This window comes from Paenibacillus sp. 01T424 (assembly GCF_056398745.1).
The window spans coordinates 38,857-62,711 of record NZ_JBFTPZ010000003.1; the positions used below are offsets into that span (position 1 = coordinate 38,857).

14 protein-coding genes are annotated in these 23,855 nt (G+C 47.6%); 2 read left to right on the top strand and 12 right to left on the bottom strand.

Translation table 11 applies throughout. From position 1 onward, the window contains the following. Positions 1-22 precede the first annotated feature (22 nt). The 4 genes from pheS to AC1DPK_RS03625 all read right to left on the bottom strand — a co-directional run bounded on the left by pheS (position 23) and on the right by AC1DPK_RS03625 (position 7,863). A complete protein-coding gene (pheS, locus tag AC1DPK_RS03610) occupies positions 23-1,057 on the bottom strand; it encodes a phenylalanine--tRNA ligase subunit alpha (RefSeq protein WP_477509353.1) in 1,035 nt (344 codons plus the stop codon). Positions 1,058-1,571: 514 nt separating this feature from the next. Continuing rightward, a complete protein-coding gene (locus tag AC1DPK_RS03615; RefSeq protein ID WP_477509354.1) occupies positions 1,572-4,604 on the bottom strand; it encodes a cyclic nucleotide-binding domain-containing protein in 3,033 nt (1,010 codons plus the stop codon). A 6-nt stretch (positions 4,605-4,610) separates the two neighbouring features. After that, positions 4,611-5,108: a GNAT family N-acetyltransferase gene (locus tag AC1DPK_RS03620; protein WP_477509355.1), complete on the bottom strand. Its 498-nt coding sequence runs from the start codon at positions 5,106-5,108 to the stop codon at positions 4,611-4,613. Positions 5,109-5,133: 25 nt separating this feature from the next. Beyond that, on the bottom strand, positions 5,134-7,863 hold the full coding sequence (locus tag AC1DPK_RS03625; RefSeq protein WP_477509356.1) for an adenylate/guanylate cyclase domain-containing protein: 2,730 nt from the start codon (positions 7,861-7,863) through the stop codon (positions 5,134-5,136). A gap of 233 nt (positions 7,864-8,096) precedes the next feature. On the opposite strand from AC1DPK_RS03625, the gene AC1DPK_RS03630 reads away from it, so the two are divergent. Both AC1DPK_RS03630 and AC1DPK_RS03635 read left to right on the top strand, forming a co-directional pair. Then, positions 8,097-8,483 (top strand): DUF4280 domain-containing protein, encoded by a 387-nt coding sequence (locus AC1DPK_RS03630; RefSeq protein ID WP_441879030.1) that lies wholly within the window; start codon positions 8,097-8,099, stop codon positions 8,481-8,483. Position 8,484: 1 nt separating this feature from the next. After that, on the top strand, positions 8,485-10,308 hold the full coding sequence (locus tag AC1DPK_RS03635) for an MORN repeat-containing protein (RefSeq protein ID WP_477509357.1): 1,824 nt from the start codon (positions 8,485-8,487) through the stop codon (positions 10,306-10,308). Between the two features lie 53 nt (positions 10,309-10,361). On the opposite strand, the gene AC1DPK_RS03640 is transcribed toward AC1DPK_RS03635, so the two are convergent. The 8 genes from AC1DPK_RS03640 to AC1DPK_RS03675 all read right to left on the bottom strand — a co-directional run bounded on the left by AC1DPK_RS03640 (position 10,362) and on the right by AC1DPK_RS03675 (position 23,838). Continuing rightward, positions 10,362-10,640 (bottom strand): IS3 family transposase, encoded by a 279-nt coding sequence (locus tag AC1DPK_RS03640; RefSeq protein WP_477509358.1) that lies wholly within the window; start codon positions 10,638-10,640, stop codon positions 10,362-10,364. Positions 10,641-11,355: 715 nt separating this feature from the next. After that, positions 11,356-13,014, bottom strand: coding sequence for an SGNH/GDSL hydrolase family protein (locus tag AC1DPK_RS03645; protein ID WP_477509359.1), 1,659 nt, complete (start codon positions 13,012-13,014; stop codon positions 11,356-11,358). Then, a complete protein-coding gene (locus tag AC1DPK_RS03650; RefSeq protein WP_477509360.1) occupies positions 13,014-14,063 on the bottom strand; it encodes a DUF1835 domain-containing protein in 1,050 nt (349 codons plus the stop codon). The genes AC1DPK_RS03645 and AC1DPK_RS03650 overlap by 1 nt, the downstream gene beginning before the upstream one ends. Positions 14,064-14,169: 106 nt before the next feature. Beyond that, the gene (locus AC1DPK_RS03655; protein ID WP_477509361.1) at positions 14,170-15,840 is read right to left on the bottom strand and encodes a hypothetical protein; all 1,671 of its coding nucleotides are present in this window, start codon (positions 15,838-15,840) and stop codon (positions 14,170-14,172) included. A gap of 26 nt (positions 15,841-15,866) precedes the next feature. Further along, entirely contained in the window at positions 15,867-17,972 is a 2,106-nt protein-coding gene (locus tag AC1DPK_RS03660; protein WP_477509362.1) for a phage tail protein, read from the bottom strand. 33 nt (positions 17,973-18,005) lie between these two features. Beyond that, a complete protein-coding gene (locus AC1DPK_RS03665) occupies positions 18,006-20,270 on the bottom strand; it encodes a putative baseplate assembly protein (protein WP_477509363.1) in 2,265 nt (754 codons plus the stop codon). Positions 20,271-20,323: 53 nt separating this feature from the next. Beyond that, on the bottom strand, positions 20,324-23,422 hold the full coding sequence (locus AC1DPK_RS03670) for a baseplate J/gp47 family protein (protein ID WP_477509364.1): 3,099 nt from the start codon (positions 23,420-23,422) through the stop codon (positions 20,324-20,326). A gap of 14 nt (positions 23,423-23,436) precedes the next feature. Next, positions 23,437-23,838, bottom strand: a complete 402-nt coding sequence (locus AC1DPK_RS03675) for a GPW/gp25 family protein (RefSeq protein WP_076267908.1) — start codon at positions 23,836-23,838, stop codon at positions 23,437-23,439. Positions 23,839-23,855: the final 17 nt, after the last annotated feature.

Consider the following 23,855-nt stretch of genomic DNA (forward strand, 5'->3'; position numbering starts at 1 on the left):
CTTTTCTTCCCTTCTCTCATTGCTACATTCTTGCGAATTGGCTTAAGAACCTCAGATCGTTCGTATAGAAATGACGAATATCGTCAATGCCGTATTTCAACAACGCGATACGCTCAATGCCCATGCCGAATGCAAAGCCGCTGACCTCTTCCGGATCGTAACCGCCCATTTCAAGAACGCGTGGATGCACCATGCCGCAGCCAAGAATTTCAAGCCAGCCCGTATGCTTGCACATGCGGCAGCCTTTGCCACCACACTGAACGCAAGTAACGTCAACCTCAGCACTTGGCTCCGTGAATGGGAAGAAGCTTGGACGAAGTCTAATTTGCGCTTGTGAGCCGAACATTTGCTGAACGAATTGCAGCAATGCTCCTTTCAAATCGCTCATCCTAATATTTTTGCCGATGACAAGACCTTCGATTTGATTGAACTGGAATGAATGTGTCGCATCGTCATCATCGCGGCGGTAAACTTTGCCCGGACAAATGACCTTAACAGGCGTTTGGCCCTTCATTGCTTTCATTGTACGAATCTGAACCGGGGAGGTCTGCGTACGCATCAAGATATCATCCGTAATATAGAACGAATCCTGCATGTCGCGGGCTGGATGGTTCTTAGGCAAGTTCAATGCCTCGAAGTTGTAATAATCCTCTTCAACCTCTGGACCCTCGGCAATTGTATAGCCAAGACCGATAAAAATATCTTCAATTTCTTGGGCAACCTTGTTTAAAGGATGCACTGCGCCGGTAGGCAATTGCTTGCCTGGCAGCGTAACATCCAGCGTCTCTGCAAGGAGTCTATTGTTCGTCTCAGCTTGCTGGAATGCATCCTGCTTCTCATCGATAACCGTTTCAATAGCTGCTCGAACATCATTCGCTACTTGACCAATTACTGGACGTTCTTCAGCGCTTAGTCCACCCATGCCGCGCAAAATTTCAGTCAAAGCGCCTTTTTTACCTAAATATTTAACGCGCAAATCATTTAGCTGCTGTGGTGTATCCACATGCTGAAGCTCCTGCAATGCTTCAACGCGCAGTCCTTCCAATCTTTCCTTCATTTTTCTTCGCCTCCATATCATCATCCCTAAATCATGCAAGCGTAACGGCTAAAGCCATCCTTAGGAGGCCTAGCTAACGTTTCGCGGTAAAATATAAGCTCTTTATAAGCTAATAAACTTATAAATTGTTATATTTACACAAAAAAAGGCCCTCTCTCCCTAAAGGGACGAAAGAACCGTGGTACCACCCTAATTCGGATTGAGCATCAGCCTGTACGCATAACCAAGTGTGGCTAACGTCGCCTAGAGGCGCTGAATGACAATCCCTTAGCCCCATAACGGCGGGAACCGGACCTTCCCTACACGCGCCGTATATCATGGCGTTTCAGGTGTCTGCTCAGGAGTGAACTTGGGCAGCCTATTTTCACAAAAACGCTCTCAGTCTACGGCGTCTTCTTCCTGTGCGAAAGTACTGCTTACTCTTCTCCATCATCGCTTTACTTCGAATATGAAATAATAATCTATATTATATGCAATCTGAAGTACCGTTGCAACCGCTAAGCTTGCTTTATTGCTACGAATCAATTCGCATCATCATTTCTTCCAGCAATCGAATGCGTGCGAACGACGCTCGGAGCAGCCCGATTCCTATTTCCGGGTACAAACGAATGAGCCTTGACACATTCTCGCCCAGCAGCTTCAGCACTCTCACATCGCCAAGCAAGGATTGCGCCGTTACTGTAGATGAGGTGCTGTCGAGCGCTGAAGTTACGCCGCACACATCCCCTGCACCGAGTACGCCGATCGTTCCTTCCCAGCCTGCTGCGGAAATGCTCGTAAGCTCGATATTGCCGTCAACGATGACATACATCGCGGGGTTAGGCTCTCCTCTTTGCAGCAGGTTCTCTCCATCCGGGCATACATACTCTTCGGCAATATTAGCGATTAAGCCTAGCTCCTCAAGCGATAAATCAGCGAAATAGGGAACCTGCCTTAAAAAGACTACTTTGTTTAAACGGCTCATCATCTGCTGGTCTTTGGACATTTGTTCCCCCTCCTCCACTAACGCCGCTGCAGCGATCTCCCGCCACCAATCATCATTTCCGTTTAGTGCTGCCTCCAATAGGACAATCGCTTCCTCATCGGCAGTTACTTCTCTTCCAGCTTCGCCGCGTTCTAGAACGGTCAGCAGAAACTGCGATAATCTGCGCTCACCCATGCCCTCCGCGAGCACTTCCCAAGCATTGCTGCGAATTTCTTCATCTTCATCAGCAGCTGCCCTTCTGATCGCGTCAACAACCTGCTCATCCGCAAGCTTGGTCAGCACCGCCCATACACCTGTAAAAATAAAGTCGCGAACCTCTCGCCAGCGCAGCAAAGCAAGCTCTGCAAGCTCCGTCTTCCCTAGCTGCTTAAGCGACAAGGAATAACCTGACGCTGCCTCAAGCTCACTTAAACGATTTAGCGCTTCATCCGTTAGCTTAGAACGCACCTGCTCGTCTGGCAGAAGTGCCGAGAGCGCAATCATCACAGCTGTCCATCGCTTCGGCGGCGCGCCATTCAAGCTGACAGTCAGCAGCTCGATCGCTCCATCGCCCATCTGAATAAAGCTTTCTGTCGTCGTGCGGAACATTTCTTGGTCCATAAGCGGGAGACTCTCCAGCAGAATGGGAATAATAGAAGTAACCTTAAGCCTTCCCAAACATGCAATTGCTGCAACCCTTGCCGCTGGATGCGCATCATCAACAAGCTTCTCAACCTTCGGCACAAACGAATACAGCTCAAGCTCCGCGATAACTCGGCAAATATAAACCGAGGATTCGCCTCCCGCATCAAGAATACGATCGATCACTTCCGCGCAAGCCTCGATACTTGCCGCATTGTTAAAGGAATACATCGCTTTGACTGCCTCTGCAACGACGCTCGGATGCCGATCAAGCAGCTTTTGCCGCAGGAAATAAAAAGCCTGATGCTCCATATGCTTCATTCTGCCAATCTGTCTTACTCCTTCGGCACGCATCTCATCGTCCTGATCCTCAAGAAATGCTGCTACCTTCACCATTGCATGCAGGTCTGCACGCTCGAGATTCATCGCTCTAACGGCAGCAACGCGAATGCGTGGATTCGGATCATCAATCTGCGCCAGCAAATCGGCAACATCATTCGGATTTTGTTGCCTGCCGATAATTTGCAAGGCAATTTCTTTCGCAGAATCTATCGGCTGCTTTAACATGGCCCTGAACTCTGCCATTGCAGCTTCGTTTCGACTAAATTCATCGAACTGCTCCGCTAAATCCTGCTCGCCAATGGTCTGTATGCTGCCTACAAGCTCGCGCATATAGAATCTTCTGCCGAACCAAGCAAGCACAAACAGCAGCACAGCGCCTGCAAATCCTACAAACGACAAGGCTGTCCAGGATACCCCAAAGCCTGAATGCAAAAACTGCAAGCCAGCGCCGATCAAAATGCCCGCCGTAGCCGCAATTCCTTGCGCTGCATATCTGTAGCTGTCACGCTGCGCAAGCGGAAGCGTCTTGAAGAACAGCTGATAGGAAGGCTCGGCTGAATAATAAAGCAGCAAATATAACAGCATGTAGCCGATCGAAATCATTGGAAGCGCCGCTGGACCGCCAACAAAAAATAAAGCGCCGGCAAAGGCGAGAACATAAACGCCTGATATAGCCGTAAGCATTTGGCTTGCACCAAGGCGTGCCATCAGCTTGCCTGAGACGGTTTGCAGCAAAAAGGCAAGAACAAACAACACCATCGTAATCATCCCAAAAAACCGGCTAAAAGCCTGTTCGCTTGGGAATGACATTTTTGTTACGTTCAGAAACTCATATTCCATTAGAAAATAAAGAGCTGGCATCAGTGTCATGAGCAAAATAACGGTTAGCAAAAAAGGAGATCGAAGCGCGTGCTTAAACACCGCTCCCGTTGACACCGGTTCCTCTTCCAGAGCATTTGCTTCGATTTTGATCGACAATGGCACCAAATAACGGGTGATCACTTTACGGTAATTCGGCAATGCAGCCAGAAGCAGCAAACCGGAAGCGGCATAAATAACCTCGGGTCCAAAAAACAGGCTTAAAAGCTGTGCAAGCAAACCTGCCGCTACTCCGCCAAGCGTTGCAGAGCCAACGAACACGGGCATGAGACGCTTCGCTTGCTGCGTCGAGCACAAATCAACCGCCAAGCTCCAAAGCAATAGGGTCTGCTGCCTTACGACAAAGCTGGACGCTATGAACAAGACGGGATAATATCCTCTCAGCTCTAGATCGAAGCTCTGCAATACTAGCAGCACCAATGCATTTACGGCAACGATGCCTAACATTATTCCATATAAGACGCGCATCAGCTTCGGCTTTGGCAGCCTAACAGCAAGCCAGGACAAGAGCCACGCCTCTAGCGGCAATATGATAGCCTCCGCCGCATATACATACGGAAGGTATTCACTTCCGAACCGCTGATTGAACAACGTCATAAAGCCATTGTAATTAAGCATTTCAGATATGCCGCAAATAAAAAAAACAGGTGCCATCATAAGCAGCTTTCGCTGATCCTCTGGACGGGCACCGATTGCGCGCAATATGGTATCTTTAGTCATATCTTTTTAAACCAGCTTTCGATGATAGATTAAGCGGTCTTCCCCTTCGTAGTAATAATCTGGACATCTACCAACCAGTGCAAAGCCGCTGCTCTCAAACAATTGACGAATGCGGTTGTACTCTGGCAGATCGCAAGTATAGGTTACTAGATATCTGGCGTTTACTTCTCCCAAAAAGTCATACATCTGCTCCATCAGCAGCGCCGCAACGCCTACTTTGCGATAATCATGATGAACAACCATGTAGTCCCAATTGAAACCTCCGGTTTTTTGCTCATTTTCAGCGATGCAATTTATGCCTATGACATTTCCATCCTCATCCTCGGCATACCAGAAATAAATTTCATTATTTACCGCGCGAAATGGAAGCTCTCGGAAATGCGTCAGCTCGCCTGGCGTGTAACGAGTATCATCAAATGAAAAGCCTGATAATAAAAATGCGACGACTTTTTCCGCCTCATCTATTGTGGAGATGCGACTAATCCGAAACTGTCCAACAAGCATTCGACCTTCCTCCTAACTTCAATTTTTAAACGGCGAGTGTGCCATTCCAGCCCTCAGTTGATCCCTTCTGGTAATACTCATCACATAGGTAAAAATATAGCTTTGCCGCTTTGTCGAAACGATTAATTTTGATCACTTCTATAAAGGTTTCTCTCGCATCGAAGAAACGCCCCTCTTGGCAAAGCATAATCCCCTTCTCAAACAGCGGCTTTGTACGATCCTTTAAAGCGCGCTCTGTATCTGAATCTCCCTCATATACGTCAATAAGCTCAATCGGATCATCTTTGCCGTCAATACGTACACGACCAAGCAGACGGAAGCGGAAGCGTTCAGGTGAACGCAGCTGCTCATAGAACGTACGAGTGACAAGTATTGATGCGCCCATCGTATCGGACATTCGTTCTAATGTTGCTGTAATATTCACGTCATCGGAGATAACATTGCCTTCCATCCGCTGCTCTTCACCCACGATCCCAAGCATAAGCGGCCCTTTATGAATGGCCATGCCTAGATCAACTGGAGCAAAGCCGGAAGCCTTCAAGCTTTCATTATAGGAAACGAGCTCTCTGCGTATCGCAACAGCCGCGCGCAGCGCATCTTCATTTCGTGAAGGGAACAGAGCCATAAAGCCTGCGCCCAAATATTTGCTTATTAGTCCTTCCTCTGTCCGAACGAAGGGACTAAACCGTTTTAGAAAGGTGTTCATAAAATCAAAATTTTGCTTTGGAGTCAGCTGCTTCGATAAATGATGGAATGAGCGAATATTCGCGACCATAACCGTCATATTTTGCTGAACCTGATCTCCAAGGTGAATATCGGTAATTCCCTTTTTGCCTAAATATTTAAAAATCTGCTGCGGCACAAAGCGATGCGAAGCTTCGCTGAACGAAGTAATGTCCTTTATGTACGTTCGAATATGAAGCGCCATACGATTGAACTGCTCTCCCAAATCGCCGACCTCATCCTGTGATCGTATGTTCACCTTCACATCCCAGTTGCCATTTGCCATCTCCATTACGCTTTTGCGAAGCTTGCGCAGCGACGAGAGCAGATAATACGTTACAGCGAGTACGAGAACGATTAATACTAAGCTTATAAGCCCAATGTTTCGCATGATGCTTTTGTAAATAGTTTGGTTGGATTGATACAATACATTCAAATCCCGGCCTGTTTCATAAACGCCTACAATTTTGTTAGTAGAATCATAGATTGGTCCAATCGCATATAGCCATTTGCCTGTAGCATCTTCCCATCGGTCCGTTACAACCTCGCCCTTCTCAACCACAAGCCGGTTCAGCTCGTTCTTAGGAAAAGGCTTGTACATATTAACGCCGTCATCATCATCCATAATGATGAAGATTTCACCATTTTCATATCTGTATAATGTGCTGTACAGACCTTTGCGATTTGCAGGATCCTCGCTTTCGAACAAGAAGTTCATTTTGCTCCGAATCGATTCATAATCCTTGCTCATATAATCGTTTGGCGAAGTCAATCGATTCAGTTGATCGCCGTTAATCATATTTTGACCATTGCGCGCAAGCAAAGACAGCTGCTTCTGCATCTCATCTTCCATTTTGCTGGAGAAACTATCATAAATAAAATTGGATAACATAATCATCGCTATTATCAATATCGGTACAATTGCAAAAACTTGTTTGAAAAACAATGAAATTCTGCGATTAAGCACATGTACATAGAACAGTCTGATTATCATAACTAAAATAACGAGCAATACGGCAGCTGCCAGCCACGTCATCCAGCCCTGTGCCACCGAACCGCGATCATAAGTTAGCTTCGTAAGGACACTCGTATGGCTGCCAGCCTCATCCATGCTGACGATGCTGTCACCTAAAGCAAGCTCCATCTGACCTGTTGCATTCATTGTCAAATCCATAATATCAAGGCTTTCCGCACGCGGAGCTTTTGTTTTTAACGATGCTTCATCTATGACCGTTCTTAAATTGCTGGAATCCTTCGCATTCATACTCGTAACTGCATTTACTAGGCGATCAATAAAATATAATTTTCCATTCTCGTGCAGAAGCAGTCCTTCAGGGAAGTTTTTGCGAGTGCGATCCATGCCTTCCAGCGGATAGGACAGCTCGCTTTCGCCGCCTGCATTCACTCTGAAAATAGCGCCGCGCTTTGTAGAGTAATAGATTTGATCCGGCGCATAACCTACGATTTCTGATAAGTAACGATCTGCAGGCAATTTAAATGTTAGCAGCTCCTCTGCCTTGCCGCCCGCAGCAGATAACCGATTTAATTGTACGTTCGTCTCTTCGTTAATGTAAAAATAAATATCTTCCTTTACAACTTGAAGACCTTTGATCAGCCCTACCCGTTTGTTGGTACCGCTTCCCTCGAACGTAAACAGGACCGTTCCTTTTGTATCGCCTATCGCGTAGCGAACAATTCTTTCTTCGCGTACATAAAGCCCATATCCGTCCAAAATCGTATCAAGAACATAGATTGTGCCGTCAGCCGCCACCGCTATATCTGTAAAATCATGTCTTATGGTCGCATCATCCTGCCGAATGACCTCTTCAATAGATCCTTTGCTGCCGATTCGTATAATCTCTTGACGTGAATCTCCGATAACGATCATGCTTCCATCCGGCCCTGCCGATGCCTTGGATAAATAAGTGAGGGGTTTCTCTGTTTTATACGGAGGGGTTTGAAAGTGATTTAAGTTTGGATAAAGCCAGAAGCCGAGGCAAATTGCTATTATACTCAGAAGAGTCATACCCATAGTGGACCTTCGCATGTGCACCATCGCTTTCATTTTTCAAAATATTTCTATTTCCATATTACTACATGTTTAGTCATTTAGCATCAGCATTGTTGTAAGAATTCATCGAATGTTAGCTATTTTAGTAGGTTTATGTTGATGGCTTTTAGGGCTTATAGTACTATTAAAATAGTAGAATATAGCAAAAAAACAGGAGAGGCATTAAGTAAGGCCTACTCTCAGGAAGGAATTATATGGGACAACTTATATGCGGAGGAGCTACCATGCAATGCTCTTTTGGAGCAGCTCCCGGCACGTTTAATGTGTTGCCTGCCAATCGCGTTTTGACGGCTATGCCGATCGCGAACATTATGGATAATAAACCGATGGTTAATATACTGCCCTTTGGAGTTTGTAATTCGCTGGCCAATCCGATGGTCGCAGCCGCAACTGCTGCTGCCTTAGGCGTACTTACCCCTCAGCCCTGTATTCCCGTTACAGCCGCTCCATGGGTGCCCGGCTCGCCAACCGTGTTAGTTGCGAACCTGCCCGCTTTAAACAATTCGTCCAAATGCATGTGCAACTGGGGAGGCGTCATTCAGTTCGTGAATCCGGGACAGATGACGATACAGGTACCATGATATGATAGCGCAAATTCTAAATCCCATAATCAAGCCCATTAAGCGAAAAATTATTGCGCCTCTTAAACGGGCGAAAACGCTGCCAAAGCGTATGCTTGCCGTGCTCCGCAAATGGCTGGTCACTGCTATTTTTGGCCCGCTTCGATCGCTCAACAATTATTTGCGCATCGGGAGCTACTACATAGCGAAGAAGCTTATCGCACTTGTTCTCGTCATTACTCTGATCATCGTTTATTTTGGATTTGTAAGCCCGCCAGCCTTCATTAACAAATGGTTCGGACGAACGACTCAGCTGGAAGCAGCTGCTGCTGCGAATGGCAGCTTCACAGGAGCTGCATCCGTCCTTGACGCGGAAGGTAATCTGCTGTTTAAAGGAGAACTGGTCGATGGTCAATACAGCGGTCCAGGGAAGCTATATTATCCAAACGGCAAGCTTCGTTACCAAGGAGATTTCGCTAAAGGAATGATGGCGGGCTCAGGCGAGTTGTTTAATGAAGAGGGCGAGCTTCTCTACCGCGGACAGTTTGCTGACGATCAATATGCGGGTGCTGGAACTTTATTTTATCCAGGGGGAAAACCTCAATATGTGGGCGAGTTTGTAGCCGGAGCGTACGATGGAGCTGGTACAGCATATGATGCTGGCGGCGGGATCATCTATGCTGGCGCCTTTCTGAAAGGTTCATACAGCGGCGATGGCAAACTTTACAATGAATCAGGCAAGCTGATTTATGAAGGCCAATTTAATAATGGTGTTTATGAGGGTACAGRCAAGCAGTTCGACAATAATGGCGTTTTATTATTCGATGGCAGCTTCCTTGCTGGCAAGCTGTCAGGCCCGGGAAAACAATATTACCCTTCAGGCTTCGTAAAATATGACGGCGCCTTTCTGCTCGGCAGCTATCACGGGGTTGGCAGCTTATTTAATGAGACAGGCTCCGTTGTTTATACAGGGTCGTTCGCCAGCGGACAGCAGAATGGCAGCGGACAAATGTTTAATGCCTCAGGCGGTATTGTCTATGACGGCAAATTCGTCAATAACAAATATGAAGGCATAGGAGCACTGTACGATATGGACGGCGCGCCTCTCTACAAAGGTTTTTTCAGAGACGGCAGCTTGTACGCTGAAGGCTTCATGAATCTGTCGCTCGTAAAGCTGCAAGAAACGTTGGGTGTTCCTGATGCTCCTGTAACTGTTCCTGAGGAAGAGCTTACTGAAGAAATCATTGTAGACGAACCTTCAGAACCTATAACGACCGACGAAGCTGATGCCTCAGCAGATTCTTCATCACCTGAACCGAAAGCGACAGACCAAGCAGCGATAGTACCTTCGGCGACGCCGGAAAGCAGCAGTAATTCAGCCGCAATGCCAACAGCAACACCGCAAAGCATTCAGACAAAGACAATGGCTGCTGGCGGCTCCACTGCTCTACCTGCTGCACTAGGCAGCACCAAGGAAACGGCGGCGAACACAGAGAAGGATACAACGAAAAGCGAAGACCCTGTATTTGTTGATCCCGACTTAGCACTCGATCCAATACTGCCGCAAACGCTGACGTTCAGCGCAATGCAAATGTCCTTTGTACTGGAGGTCGATGAAGACAATCCAGAAGCTTTTTTTGTAAGTCAACTGACGACATGGAATCCAGTTGTCATGGAACAAACGTACAGCAGATTATTAGCCGCCAAAACGGTATCCACCAAGGAAAAGCTCGACAATGGCCGAGTAAGGGTTCTGTTCAAGTCTGGCAGTACGCTTCTCACTTTTTTATTAAATAAAGATAAGCCTGTACGACTTGAAATGTCCTATATCGTTCCTGAGGAATAACAATAAAAGTGAACTTCCCCCCGTCAAGTAGACAGTACAAATAATAAAAACCATTAAACGGCCTTAGTCCTACACTCCATTGGACTGAGGCCGTTTAGTTTTGCCTGAAATCGTTCGTAATTGTAAAAGTGAATGTAGGCTTCAATGTCCTGTTCAAGCTCATCAAAAGATCGGTATGTTTGCAAATTATATTTTTCACACTTCAGGGTTCCCCAGAAGGATTCTATGGGACTGTTGAAGGCAGCGGCTATAGGGCCAAGTTCACCACTTTCGATTTCTTCGATAATGGTTAGTTTCTCTAAAGGATTTAGACATGAAAATGCTCCACTCATAGCAATAGGTTTTTTATTACTTCACCTGTCTACTATTTGGGGAGCATATTATTACGGACATACATTCCGCTATTTACTGATTTTAAGCCCATTTCCAATTCTAACGGACATCAGATGCGTTATTTATCCAAATTGAAGGATAATCATTGCTCTTGAAGCCAAATAAGAGACTGTATGTCCGTTAGCTCCTTAAAAATGGAGATTCCGAGCAAATAACGGCTCTGATGTCCGTTAGATCGTTAAAAATAGGGTTTCCAAAGCAAATAACGACTCCGTTGTCCGTTAGCTCTTTATAAATGGAGATTCCACGCTAATATCGGCTCTGATGTCCGTTAGCTCAATATAAAAATTGGAATCTCCACGCTAATATCGGCTCTGATGTTCGTTAGCTCAATAAAAATGGAATCTCCACGCTAATATCGGCTCCGATGTCCGTTAGCTCAATATAAAAATTGGAATCTCCACGCTAATATCGGCTCTGATGTTCGTTAGCTCAATAAAAATGGAATCTCCACGCTAATATCGGCTCTGATGTCCGTTAGCTCAATAAAAATGGAATCTCCACGCTAATATCGGCTCCGATGTCCGTTAGCTCAATAAAAATGGAGATACCAAGCAACTAACGGCTCTGATGTCCGTTAGCTCCACTTTCCAAAGATGAAGACTGTCATTTTCGTCCATTTCCCATCATCCGTTCTTTATGGCTATCATTCTTTCACTCGGAATATTGCTGAATAAAAGATAAAATCGGCTCTGGCTGCTCCAAGCTATGCGGGTGATGACCGACTCCCGGCTTCACAATGACTTTAATGGTCCCGCCAAGCTCCCGGTAACGTTTCTCGAATGGCAGCGTGTTCTCTTCTATAGGCAGCGGAATATCAGCATCTCCTGCAACGATCAAAACGGGAATACCGCCTGCTGCCAGCTCTTCTACTCTGTCCAGAGGAGAGCAGCCCTTAAGTGACGATTCCGTTTCTTCCAGCTCGCCGTACACAGCCAGACACTCCTCCCACTCAGCCGCTCCACCTGCAGCCACGCCTTTCCCGCCCGGCCAGCTGCGCATATCGAGTACAGGGGCATCCAAGTATAGCTGCTTCACTTGGTCTGGGTACTTGGCTGCATAGTTAAACGCATATAACCCGCCGCGGCTGAAGCCAAAAAGCACCGTTTTTGGAGCGAGCTCATAAGCTTTTGTCACGTAGGTTTGGAACGTTCGCATCCGCTCTACCGCACCCGGGCATCCATACATGTCGCTTAGTCGATAATAAGCAATTGCCCAGCCCTGCTCGAGCAAAGCCATATCGGCATAGGAGAACGCGTCAAAAAACTCAGTGCGCCATATCCAAGGCCTGCCTTCGGCAAATGTTTTAGGAAAAACGATTAGTCCTTCTCTTCCCTCCAGCATAAAATCGATACGCTCATAGCCCTTCCAGCTTGAAGTACGGCTATTATTTATGTTCTCTGGACGATCAGCCAAGGAGAGAATAAGATTTTTAAGCGCTTCGCCCTCCTTCAATGCCAGCTCCAGCGGCAGCGCTTCCGCTTTATTCGGGTTCGTATGTCCGACATGCTCCTTCCATGCCGAGCTAAGCAATCGATGGCGCTGCTGTACAGCTGAGAATAGCGATGAAGAGTCTGGTTGGAGCACATATTCGGGCATTTGCTCCAGTGATATATTAAACAACACGCGAAGCAGAGCCGCGGCGATCAGCCAGTGCCCCTCTGCATTCGGATGAATACCGTCCCCCGTTATATAATTGTGAGTCTCCTTACGCTTATGCTCCCACATGCGAAGCATTGGATCATGGATAGAAACGAGCGCATCTGCGACATCATCCAAAGTCAGCACCCAGTCTGCGTATCGCTTCAATACATCCTCATAGTCAGCAAAAGGTTGAGAATAGCTGTATGCTGGTTGCCCCGAAGGAAGCAAGCTGCCGCCGGTAAACGATGCAGCATCAAATGGAGGCGGCGTCATAAGAATTGCTTTGGCTCCCGCAGCCTTAATCTGAGTAACAACCCGTAATAGACCCTGTTGATACGCTTCGAATCTATCAGAAGAATAAGGATAATAGATGCCGTCATTCATCCCATAACATACAACGACCCAGTCCGGTTTGCTTTCCGCTAGAGCCTTGCCAAGCCGATCATGCACGCAGGGACGAGGAAAAGGATGCTCCGGTTCGCTTAAGCCAGATGCTGTCTCGCTGCTTACGCCAAGGTTAATGAGTGTCATTTGATTGGCTGGCATATGCTGCAGGAAATAAGCATCCATGTAAGCAATAAACGTACCCTCATCCGTAATGCTGTCTCCTAAAAAAACGATCTTTTTCTTATCTGGTATAGCAGAATCCTTCCCAAATAACGGCTTCATCAAATTGTCCTCCCTTTGTTGTTTCGCACGGAATATTGATGCATCGCACCCGGCAGTCCTCTAAACGCCAAGCAGCCATCGCTAATTAGCGTCCACAGCCGATATTCAGTGAAACGAAAGTCGATTAGCAGGAAATAATGGTCCTGTAATTCTCCAATAACAGCTCCTGCCTTTACAAAACCATCCTCGCTTTCGATTGCAAGCTTATCAATAATAGCTATAAGCCTTCTATCAAGCTCTTCTTCAGCAGCATGCTTAATCTTGTCATCTTCCCATAAACGCAGTGTACACTCTTCCTGAGACAGCTCCAACCACTCTGCTTCATAGCGTCGTCTCTCACTATCTACTATTTTCTCTGCTTGCTCATATCCGTTTACGATATTTAAGTAAACATCCCTCTCTAGCAGCCCTTGCGCATAGTGAGGCAGGTTAGTCTGCATGCTTGCCGCGTTAAGCCGAAAAAGCTCAGAAACATTCATCATATGTACGCTATTGGTACGATTCTTTAGCAAATGCATGATGAAACGTAGTCCTACCTGATCGTGCGCGTTATCGGCACACCAGATGATGATCGTTTTATGCTCAGCTATGGCTGTTATTTTCTCGATCATTCTCTGAATCTGATGCTCACGATTCATGTGGTGATTAAACATAAAACCAGACAGCTTCTCCATTTGCCAAAATTCTCGTGCCCGCTGTCCTTCCACACGATCAATATTCTTAATTGGACCTACTGAAAAGCAATCATTAAACGACAATACCTCATTGTCTGCATGTTTTCCTAAATTGCTTAGGGCTACTTTCAAAGATCCTGCATCCGACATGCTGCATACGAGATGAACCATGCTTTTGCGCTGATCAGCTTCAACTCGCAAGGAATGTGAGTGCTGCACGCTTTTTTCATACATTTGTACAATGGAGTCAGCCAGAGCCTTCTGCTCCCCATTTCCTTGTTCAGTAAACGGTACAGTCAGCTTTAGAATGTCATTTAGAAGGCTTCTAGCCTCACCCTCGCTCAGCTCCCTTAAACGCTCATAAAGGTCTTTCAAATCAAAGCCTCCTTCTTGTACACCTATACTAGTTTACGCCATATATAAAAAAAGCTGCTCAGCAAGATCATCGTTCTTATCGACCTTCTGAACAGCTTATAATTGTTTACTCCTGCTGCGATGCAGCTGCTTCTGCAAACCCTTGATCTATCTCATCATTTACTTGATCAGCCGCTTTTGCCGCGCCTAAACTTTTGAATGCCCACCAGCGAACGGCGATTACAGACGCAGCCGACTCGGTTTCACCTTGAAGCTTCATTCCGATACGGAATGTGCCCTTCTCCGGATAAACAATTGTTCCAAGCGATACATTCGGTATATCAGGCTCAAACTCTGTGCCTTTAAATACGTCGATTTGTCCATAATATACTTTTTTCATCGTGCTTGTTTGGTCAGCCAAAATCGTCTTATCGATCTCTTCCAAGCCGACTACAACCGATACTTGACCCTCGCCAAGGCCATGCTGAATTTCATCCGACACATAGTTTTTTTTGCCGCGCGAGAAGAAGAAGCCGCCTGTCTTGCCGATAGACTCCAGCGCTACTTCCATTGTACCCGTTGAAATCTCATCATACAAATGCTGAGGCCGCGGAATACCAAGCTTGAAATCAAATTCATTGCGTTCGGGATGATACTGTACATCAAGAGATGGCTTCTCATCATATTCCAGATCATGCGTCTCCGCGCTCGCATAAAACTTATGAAGCGTTGAGGATTGCGACGTTTGCGTTAAACGCTGCAGCAGCGCGGTGCTCTCAATATATTCATCAAAAGGTACACGATCCACCTTCTCAATCATGTAGGTCGGTCCCATTTGGAGCAAGCTGATTTTAGCCAGGCAGATGCTTTGATCAGCAGATCCCTCTACTGCCTGCTCTAAGCTGCGTTCATGCCAATCCTTCAATATACGATTCGCTACAGGCTCGTCCAGCACCTCAATGATGTGCTTCGCATTCGTATCCAGTGGAATAGCCGAGTCGCCAATGGTTAACTTCGCAGCATGATTAGGTACAGTAAGCTGTGCTTTGACGCCAGCAGTCTGCGGCGCTTTCAAATGAAAACTAACCGAGTACTCCGTTTCCTGCGCATCGCCCGGCTCAACAAACATAACGGTATTCCCATCATGGCCAACAGAGGTGAAGCCCATTGCTTCATAATCATATTGGAAAGCAATTCGCGGCGTTTGCAGTGTCTTCTCAACCACCAGCTTGACCTCAACAACCTCGCCGACATTCACATACTTAGGCATACGCTGCGTAATCCGTACATTCGCATCTTCATAAATCGTAGCTACATTTTCAAGCAATCTAACGAATTCAAATGAGGACGGTGCAGGCGCTTCTTCATTAATGAATAAACGATAGGATTCAAGCACACGGTTATATTCGCTCACTTCGTCGTTGCGAATTGCAGAATTGCCTACCGAGTGAACCGGCTCCTTGCCTTTCTCATCATAAGCGACGCACAAGTATACATTTTTCTTATATTCATTGTTTGTAAAGCCCTCGATCATCGACAGCTTTAACGTTACAGGTGAAGGAATAACGAGTTCTCGTCCGATATAATCGATTGCTACGCCCATTTCGACCGAAATTGTTTTGTCATCTACCGCTACAACCTGCATGCCGGACAACACGCCGCTGCCATAGAGCAAACGGTTCAACAGCCTTCTTTTATCATTAAAATATTTTTGCTCCGACTCGAAATCGCGTACCGTCAACAGCTTTCCGTAAAAATAACGATTTCTCTCAAATGGATACAGCCTCGATTTTTTCACTTGTACCGCTCCTTCGCGTAATTATACTATTCCAGCTCTGAATCCATTTCTAAACGGGTATGGATATCCATGCGCTTCTCCATGCCAACGTCAACGATCAGCGTATCATTTGGCATCGAACGATCAGGGTTCAGCTTGAGCAGTGAAGGCTCAGTCAGCACCGTATTTATGCCTAAGTACGTATGTAAATCCAAATACATCCAAGGCTGCAGCAGCACCAGCTTCGCTTCCGTATAGGCTGGCTTTTGCTCATCCAGCAGCTGTTCGATAACGACTCGCTGCTTCTCAGTTGGCGCCTGTTCCGGACGCAGCAGCACGGTAAACGTATACGGATCACCGCTATAAAGCTGATCTGTCAGATGCCGCAGCTCTCCGTTGTCGCGCATCGCCTTTGTTTGAAAATATTCCACGATGAGCGGTGCAATACCCGTATAAATCTCGATCGTTTTCATTAAGCCTTGACGCGTGCCACGGTAACGATAAAGCTCCGGTGCGGCCTGAATGAACGCCTGCACCTGCTCATCCGTCCAATAATCATCCGTTTCTAGGCCAACCCAAGTCGCCAGCCAGCGTAAATGCTCGCCTGTTGCCCGTTCAGGATCGATGTATTCCGATAAATCCTCAATTTCTTCCTCAATCTCGGAAAACAACGTGCCGAATAATGATAAATAACGCTCAAGAAAATCACGGCTTGCCGGGTCCTCTTGATAGACAGCAGGCAAATAATTTAAATAAGTGTCTCTCGGAAAATAAATTCGCATGGACTCCAATAGTGGCGTATACCGCTCCGAAGCGATCCATTCGATTTTTAGCCACAAGTAACGTCCTTTTGCTCCAAAAAACAATGCGTCACTCGGATTAATAACCGGCGCTGACCAAAATTCAGCTAGTGCATTCAGCTTTTCGCGGTAGGGAATCGTCGCATCAGCTAGCCAATCGTCTACTTTTCGATAGCTTCCGGCGATAATGCAGCTATCGTCATTTTGACTGAAATAGGAGATATGAATCTGTGTGCCATCTGGAATAAAGGAGTTAAGCGCCATCTTGTGCCAGACGGTTTCGGCTTCTGCGCTATCGAACGCCCGTGAAAGCCAGACCCCTTCAGGAACACCCGTTTCCTCCATCAACAGCGTCTGTGGCTGTAAGTTCAAGATCGAAATCGTTCCGTCTTCGCTGTTCAAAATGTACATGCGATCCTTCTCATCAATCAACAGCTGATCCGCTTTGCCACGGAAACCTGTAATGCGTCCAACTGTCTCGCCAGCAGCATTCAACTGGACGATAAAGCGGTCATCCTCGCTCACTTGATCCATTTGCCTCGTGTCGCCAATATAAATCATGCCGCTGCTGTCAGCACATAGTCCTGCATAAGGAAGAGCAGGGAGTTCACGTTTCGCACTCAATGTTCCGGTAGGCCCGAATGAAAATAGCTTTGCGTATAACGTATCAAATATATAAAGCTCACCCGATGCCGCGACGGTCATAAAGTAAGTTCGGTTCAAATGCCTCAGCTTCGCTCGTACATGCTGTGTAAAGCTTGGATCACTCCATACACTGACGATCGCGCCGCCTAACGTAAACTGGATGATACCCAGCTTAGCGCCTTCTGCTAATGCCGGCTCATCGCCTCCCGTGTCCAGTTCAAGCGGTGTCAGCACGTACACATACCGGTTATCCGCTGCTATCGCAAGCGGATGCAGCAGAACTCCATCTGCTTCATTGCCTCCGCGCGACCAAAGCGTTTGTCCATTGCCGGTATGGTAAGCAGCGACTGTCCTCTCACCTGTGCGATCGGCGGCAATTAAAAGCTCGCCGGAGGCAGCAAGTCTAGCATGGGAGCTGAACAGACCATGCCCTTGTGTAAACAAGCGCTTATGATCAGCATTACGGCGGTCGTAAATCCACAGATCCGCGCGCTCATCCAGCAAAAACATATGCTCATGCTGGGAAACAGCCAGCTCTTGAATGGCAGCTGTACCTGCGAGGTCACTCAGCTGAATCGTTCCCGCTATTCCGTATTTGTTATCGCGGCGAACGCCGAAGCCTGCTAAATGAAAATCAAGATTATACCCGTTGCCGCGCAGCCAATCCAGCTCGCGGTTAATCGAGAAAAACTGGTCTTTTCCGTTCATGCTATACCTCCTTTGCAGCCGATTGCCACGATGCTATAGATGGGTGCGACTAATAAGTTCAATTTCATGCTGACCCGAGAAAACAAGTCCCTGCGGCGGAAGAATGATGTCTCCTCCTGCACTTTTCCTAACATGCGCACCTTCCGCATCAATCCACAAATCCTGCACGTATACTACGCCGCTCGCCTTGCTTAGCGCATTATAAATGTCTCCCTTATAGACAGAACGGCCAAATTTCCAGCCCTTGGTTCCATGCTCACCATCAAGCGGTCTTAGCAGCTTTTTCAATTGCTCTACTAAACGTTGTCCTTCATCTACGAATTGTGGCTCGACAACAACAACGGCATTGACGGTTACTTTAATATAAATGGGGGGAATGACATGTACTTCTGTCGTTATTAATCTTCTTGTATCCAAATGACGTTTTACAGTTTGCAGAAAACCGGCGCTTGGCGTTGGTGTATCGCTTAAACCGTATGGTACGACTACAACAGAAACTTGACCATTTGCCTTCTCTCTCGGATAATCATCAAGTCCCGGCTTATAGAGAGGAATTGCATGTACTCTAGCTACGGCAGCGCCTGGTGTTGCTAAAGCCAAAGTTTCGTAATCCTCATTGGTGACGGCACGGAATGTATGCTTCAGTTCTGACTGCGCCCGCTGCAGCGTTACCTGCAGCGTTTCCGCTTCCGAGCCTCCAGCTGCAAAACTTGGATTATTCACTTCGATTTGCAATGCTTTATGTGCTTCGTTCACCCACTCAGATATGAGATAAGGCTTAACGTTGCCACGATCACCACCGCCTAATTCACAACCGGTAAGAACAATATTGGTGTCCATACTGACTGGCGGAATAGCTCCTTTTTCGCCATTGCCGAAGTAAATGAGTCTTTTGACGGGATCATAAATATAATGACGATCACCTGGCTTAGAGCGGTCAAACTCATCTACACGCTTCCAATCCTGCCATTTGAAATGGCCATCCGGTTCTTGTTCACCTACCTGCAGCTTTAGTGCCTCGCGTTTCTTGCAGGATAGATTGTACAGCTCAAAGCTTTGGCTGGGCAGCCCATTGCTTCGTCCAATGAATCGGTAAAGATCAAACCTAGGTTCACTAGCAATGATACGAACCGTTTGTCCAGGCGGCGGAACAGCTCCGGTAGAGCCATCGCTAAACTGTACCGTTACATGATCCATCGAAGCATGTCTTAAAACGCTATAAAACGCAGGCGGGCGATCAGAGTGAGGCAGCTCCTCAAAGGAAGCAATCTCCTGCCAGTAACGCCATGCGCCATCAGCATCTTGCACTTGAACACGTATTTGTCCAAAAACAGCTAAGTAGGTAGCAATATGTATTTCTTCATGGGGCTCCCCTGATACCGTAAAATCAATCACTTCGCTTAATGTATCCTTCTGCTCAGCTTTGACCGTATGCAGCATTAGCTGACGAATGCGAGGCGGCATTTCATAACCAGACTCCTCAACTGTTGCACATATCCAATATCGCGGCTGCTCGCTTGCAGGATGCACAGTTACCGTACGCATCGGTGCCCTTAGGCAAAATGATATTTTACCGCTAAGCGTCAAATGGAGCGTCTCATCCTCTAGCACTTCAACGGGCATCCACCCCGCTGTCCCTGCTGCTTCATCCCAGCAATAAGCTTTCCACGAGAGCCTTGCAGATGGAGAAATGGCTTCGCGATTGATTACCAGATGCTGCACCTCGTCATTGCCAACGCCTTTATCCGCTTCCAAAAGATTGATGTTTATCGTGACCTGTTCCTGTGGGCTCAGCTCACGATCGAAGGAAAGATAAAGCTTCGAGGCTGTCCTTGCATCCTTCCCGAACGCATAAAAGGCAACATTGGCATGATCATTTGTAGCTGTGACGTCATTGGCTTCCCGTTCCGTTCGCGTAACGATTCTATCCAGCGCAAGCGGCACAAGGGAAATGGAGGCTTCCGTCTCAAACATCTGATCCTCAGCCATCAGCTTTGTTCCGCGAGGCAGCGTCACCGGAGCTTTAATATTTGAGAACTGTACGGTAGCTCTCGCCGAACTTGCGTCTGCAGGCTGAATACCAAGCAGATCAAGAAACCTGCGCCTGTTCTTGTCCGGGACACGGCCAATGAAATAACGCTGCATCTCTGTCAGCCAAGCGAATAGCTCAATAAACGTAATGCCCGGGTCATGCGCATTCTCATCCGTCCATTCCGGAACCCGTTTCGGGATGAGCCTTCTTGCTTGTTGAACAATTTCCGCATACGTGCGGTCGTCTAGCGGCAGCCTCGGCAGCATTTGATCTCTCCTTCCTTTTCTTTTTTTGATCGTACTACCCTCATTCGGAACTCTTATTTCGGACCAGGGAAAGCCGTTATGCTATGGCTGCCATTAACGACGATGCCATGAATAACCTCATTCATCCGGACGGGATCCCATTCGGTACGATTTCCATTTTCTATTTTGACAATATGTAAATAAAGACGTTCGATATATAAAAGCGAGTGGACAGCATGCAAAAGGGAGTGAAGCACTGACACATGCAGCGTTTCTCCAATATTCCAGCCGTTGCCGTCAACATTTCCAGTTACCGAATGTAAGAACGCATTCAGCTTGGCTGTACAAGCCATCTCTAGTGGAAGCAGATCATCCACGGACTGGGATGCCACCGTTGCATGCACGGACACTTCCAAATAGGCCGGCTCGATAACCCGTATGGCACCGCCCAAGGAAACCAGATTCGATGCTGTCAGCATGAGCTCACGCTCCACTGCTTTGCGCAGCTCTGGAAACTGAGCAGCGCTTTCCAAGCCGCCCGCTGGGAAAGCAACCACAACCATGGAGCCAGGTGAGCGCTCCAGCCTTGCATTTCGATTGCTTAAGCATTTCACCTTTGCAATCTGCGGATATGCCTCTCTAGCAATCCATTCTACGTCGCTTGCGGTAACTGCCCGTCCGCGGTGCTTAAGCCGCTGCGGTCCCCTTACGAGCACTTGCTCTACCCGTTCCGCATCACCGCCGCCAATTGAAGGAGCCGGATTGCTGATGCTGCTGACGAATGCAAATGGAAGCACCATCCCCGTTATTTGCCCGGCATCGACATGCCCGTTTGCGCCCGCGGTAGTTTTAAAGCGAACGCGCACCGTTTCCGCCGTATCAGAGGAAGGAAGCTTCCCGCGGATGCCATCTCCGAATTGCAGCATTCCGCCTGCGTGGTCCGGTGAATAATGACGGTCAATTGGGCCAGACTCTGCAAGCGAAACGACCGGCTGCCATCTCACCCAGAAGCGTTGGTCATTACCGTCACCGTCTCTTTGCAGCATATAAAATTCAGGCTCGGAGTCAGACCATTTCACTCGATCCATTGGCGTGAAATGTGCGAGCTCATCTACCCACACCTCTTCTTCAATGAATGCCGTAGGCGCTAGCTGTACAAAGCCGTCCGCAGGAATTGTAAGCTCCTTCTCCTGACTAACCTGCTGCCTGACCGAAACAGCATTCAGATGCATGCTTGAGGCTACAGGATTGCCCGGATAGGAATCTCCGAGCGAGCCATCAAGGTTGACCGCGCGTATCCAATAACGCTCATGCCCGAACAAGCGAGCCGGCGCCATCGTAGATGGACCTACCCATTGCAGCTCTCCGCTTATCGTAAATGCCTCAGTGTTGTCCACCACCTTCAGCGGCTGCCAAATGTAGCGGCCTGCTTCCAAGCAAAGCGCTTCCCACTCCACCCACGGCGGTTGATTGCTGGCTGTAAACCTGCGTTCCAGCTCAATATGTAGACGAATGGGACCTTTTAACGGCGCTGCATTAAAGGAAGCATACATCGCAGGATGACTTGCTGGAATTTGCTCAAACAGCTTAAAGGACTGACCGCCATGTTGTGCAGAAGGCGTTCGATCACGATTGTCAATATTGCTTCTTGTATAGACATGCTCTGGCATAAATAAGCTTTGCGAGGCATGGGCATAGGACAGAATAGGTTGTGCGAGCCAAGGTGACATATATTCCACGACTGGCGCGATAATGGGATCAGTCTGCAGCACACGTGCCCGAATCCAATAATCAGACGTACCGTTTACGAACGTTTCCGCCATATCGTCTGGACAGTTGAACGTCAAAGTAAAGCTTCGTTCACTCTGCTCCGGCAGTTCGGCAAACAATGTTCCGAATTGCTCGCTGCCAGGCAGCCTGCCCCAATTGCTGCCATCCCAATACTCCCATTGAACACTTCTGATGCATACGCGCGGAGGATCCTTCTCATCAAAATCGGAAGTCCGCATGACCATTTTCCACTTTACTTCGGGATCCTGCGCCATTCTGAGCCTACTCGGTATCGCCCTCGCAGAGAAGGTCAACTTGATTTTGCTTTGACGCTTGCTAAACGCCTCTTCACACGATAAATAAAAAACGGAATAAGGAACAAAATGTTCTCCAAACGGGTAAAACCCATCCTTCAAGAGCTCCGTATCATTAAAATATAATGCGCCTGGCTCAATGCCAACATTGTCGCCGGCCGCATCATGCGCCGCACGAAGCCTTATTTTATCCATCTCCAAATGCTTGTTAAGCAGAGGAGAGGCGGCGCCTTGCAGCTGTTTCACGGTACACCTGATCCAGCGGCCAGTTATTCCTTCATGCTCAGTGAGCTCCAGCTTTCCAGCTCGCTGTTTATATAATACGACCATGCTGCCTGCAGCCGTTGCGGAATCAAATTTCACCCATTCCCCATTGCATGGATACGTCCATTCCACCCACTCTGATGCGAGCGAGGCAGCAAGCTCCGGCTCAGAGTAACGTTTTTCGGTGTGGTGAACATTTATGTAAAATCGGCTTGGCCGATCTACTAGAAAGATATCGTCATGCCGAATATAAAGCGTATGCTCCTGCTCATTTGGCATAGAGCTGGTATCGAACAAGCTGATCGGCTCAGCTAGGCCGCTCTTCAATCGCTCTCCATAGTCCAGTGCTGCAGTAGCAATATGATCCTTTTGTGGATTTACACTAATCCACTCCATCAGCTTCGCTGGTGTAGCGAGCAGCACCTTCTCCGTCTCAAATACGAGCGGCTCGCCGCCATCAGGATGAGGGGCTGTCAATGCAATGCCTGCCGGCAAATAAACGGGGTCGACCGTTCCTTCACTCAGCTGAAACACAACGGTCGCCCGGGCTGGACGAGGCGGCTGCAGCTTGACCTCGATAAGATCGAGGAAAGCAAGGAAATGATTGAGCGGCGCTTGATTAAGCCGATTAACCRTGTCCTCCAGCATCTCAGCGGTCAAATAGGCTAGTCCCGTCCCCGCATCAGGCTCCTCCTGCGAGAATCGCCACTCCGGCGTATAATGAGGTGCCATCTCCTTTAACTGAGCCATAAAAGAGGATAAGTTATTATGATTGATTTTTGGCGGACGGTTGTCACCGCCATTTCTTCCCCCGTGCTTCATCACGTTGCTCGCTCCCGTTATTTGCTTCCTTCCTCTAAATAGAAAGGAAACACCTGATTAAAAAGATTGTTTGTGGATCTTACCGCATAGGAGACGCTCATTAGCACACGGCCGTTATTTTGCCGATCAGGCTTCACCTCTACCTCTACGTCCTTTACTCTCGGCTCCCAAATTCGAATGGCTTCCTGCACATCACTGGCAATGAGTCTAAGCGATGTCTCATCCGTTGTGCCAAATACAAAATCCCGTAAGCCGCAGCCAAAATCAGGACGCATTAATCGCTCGCCCTTCGACGTTCGAATAATAATTCGGATAGACTCTTCAATGTCATCCTCGCCTTCCGCCATGCGAATACGGCCGGTTGTTGCGTCTACCTGAACGGGAAATTTCCATCCTTTCCCCAAAAACGATGCCGACATCTGCTGCAGCCTCCCTC

Bases quoted from the DNA above. Each gene is read 5' to 3' on its own strand.
- AC1DPK_RS03620 (WP_477509355.1), bottom strand. From the start codon at position 5,108: ATGCTTGTTGGACAGTTTCGGATTAGTCGCATCTCCACAATAGATGAG.
- AC1DPK_RS03665 (WP_477509363.1), bottom strand. From the start codon at position 20,270: ATGCTGCCGAGGCTGCCGCTAGACGACCGCACGTATGCGGAAATTGTT.
- AC1DPK_RS03615 (WP_477509354.1), bottom strand. From the start codon at position 4,604: ATGACTAAAGATACCATATTGCGCGCAATCGGTGCCCGTCCAGAGGAT.
- AC1DPK_RS03645 (WP_477509359.1), bottom strand. From the start codon at position 13,014: ATGAAGCCGTTATTTGGGAAGGATTCTGCTATACCAGATAAGAAAAAG.
- AC1DPK_RS03660 (WP_477509362.1), bottom strand. From the start codon at position 17,972: ATGAACGGAAAAGACCAGTTTTTCTCGATTAACCGCGAGCTGGATTGG.
- AC1DPK_RS03625 (WP_477509356.1), bottom strand. From the start codon at position 7,863: ATGGGTATGACTCTTCTGAGTATAATAGCAATTTGCCTCGGCTTCTGG.
- AC1DPK_RS03630 (WP_441879030.1), top strand. From the start codon at position 8,097: ATGGGACAACTTATATGCGGAGGAGCTACCATGCAATGCTCTTTTGGA.
- AC1DPK_RS03675 (WP_076267908.1), bottom strand. From the start codon at position 23,838: ATGTCGGCATCGTTTTTGGGGAAAGGATGGAAATTTCCCGTTCAGGTA.
- AC1DPK_RS03640 (WP_477509358.1), bottom strand. From the start codon at position 10,640: ATGAGTGGAGCATTTTCATGTCTAAATCCTTTAGAGAAACTAACCATT.
- pheS (WP_477509353.1), bottom strand. From the start codon at position 1,057: ATGAAGGAAAGATTGGAAGGACTGCGCGTTGAAGCATTGCAGGAGCTT.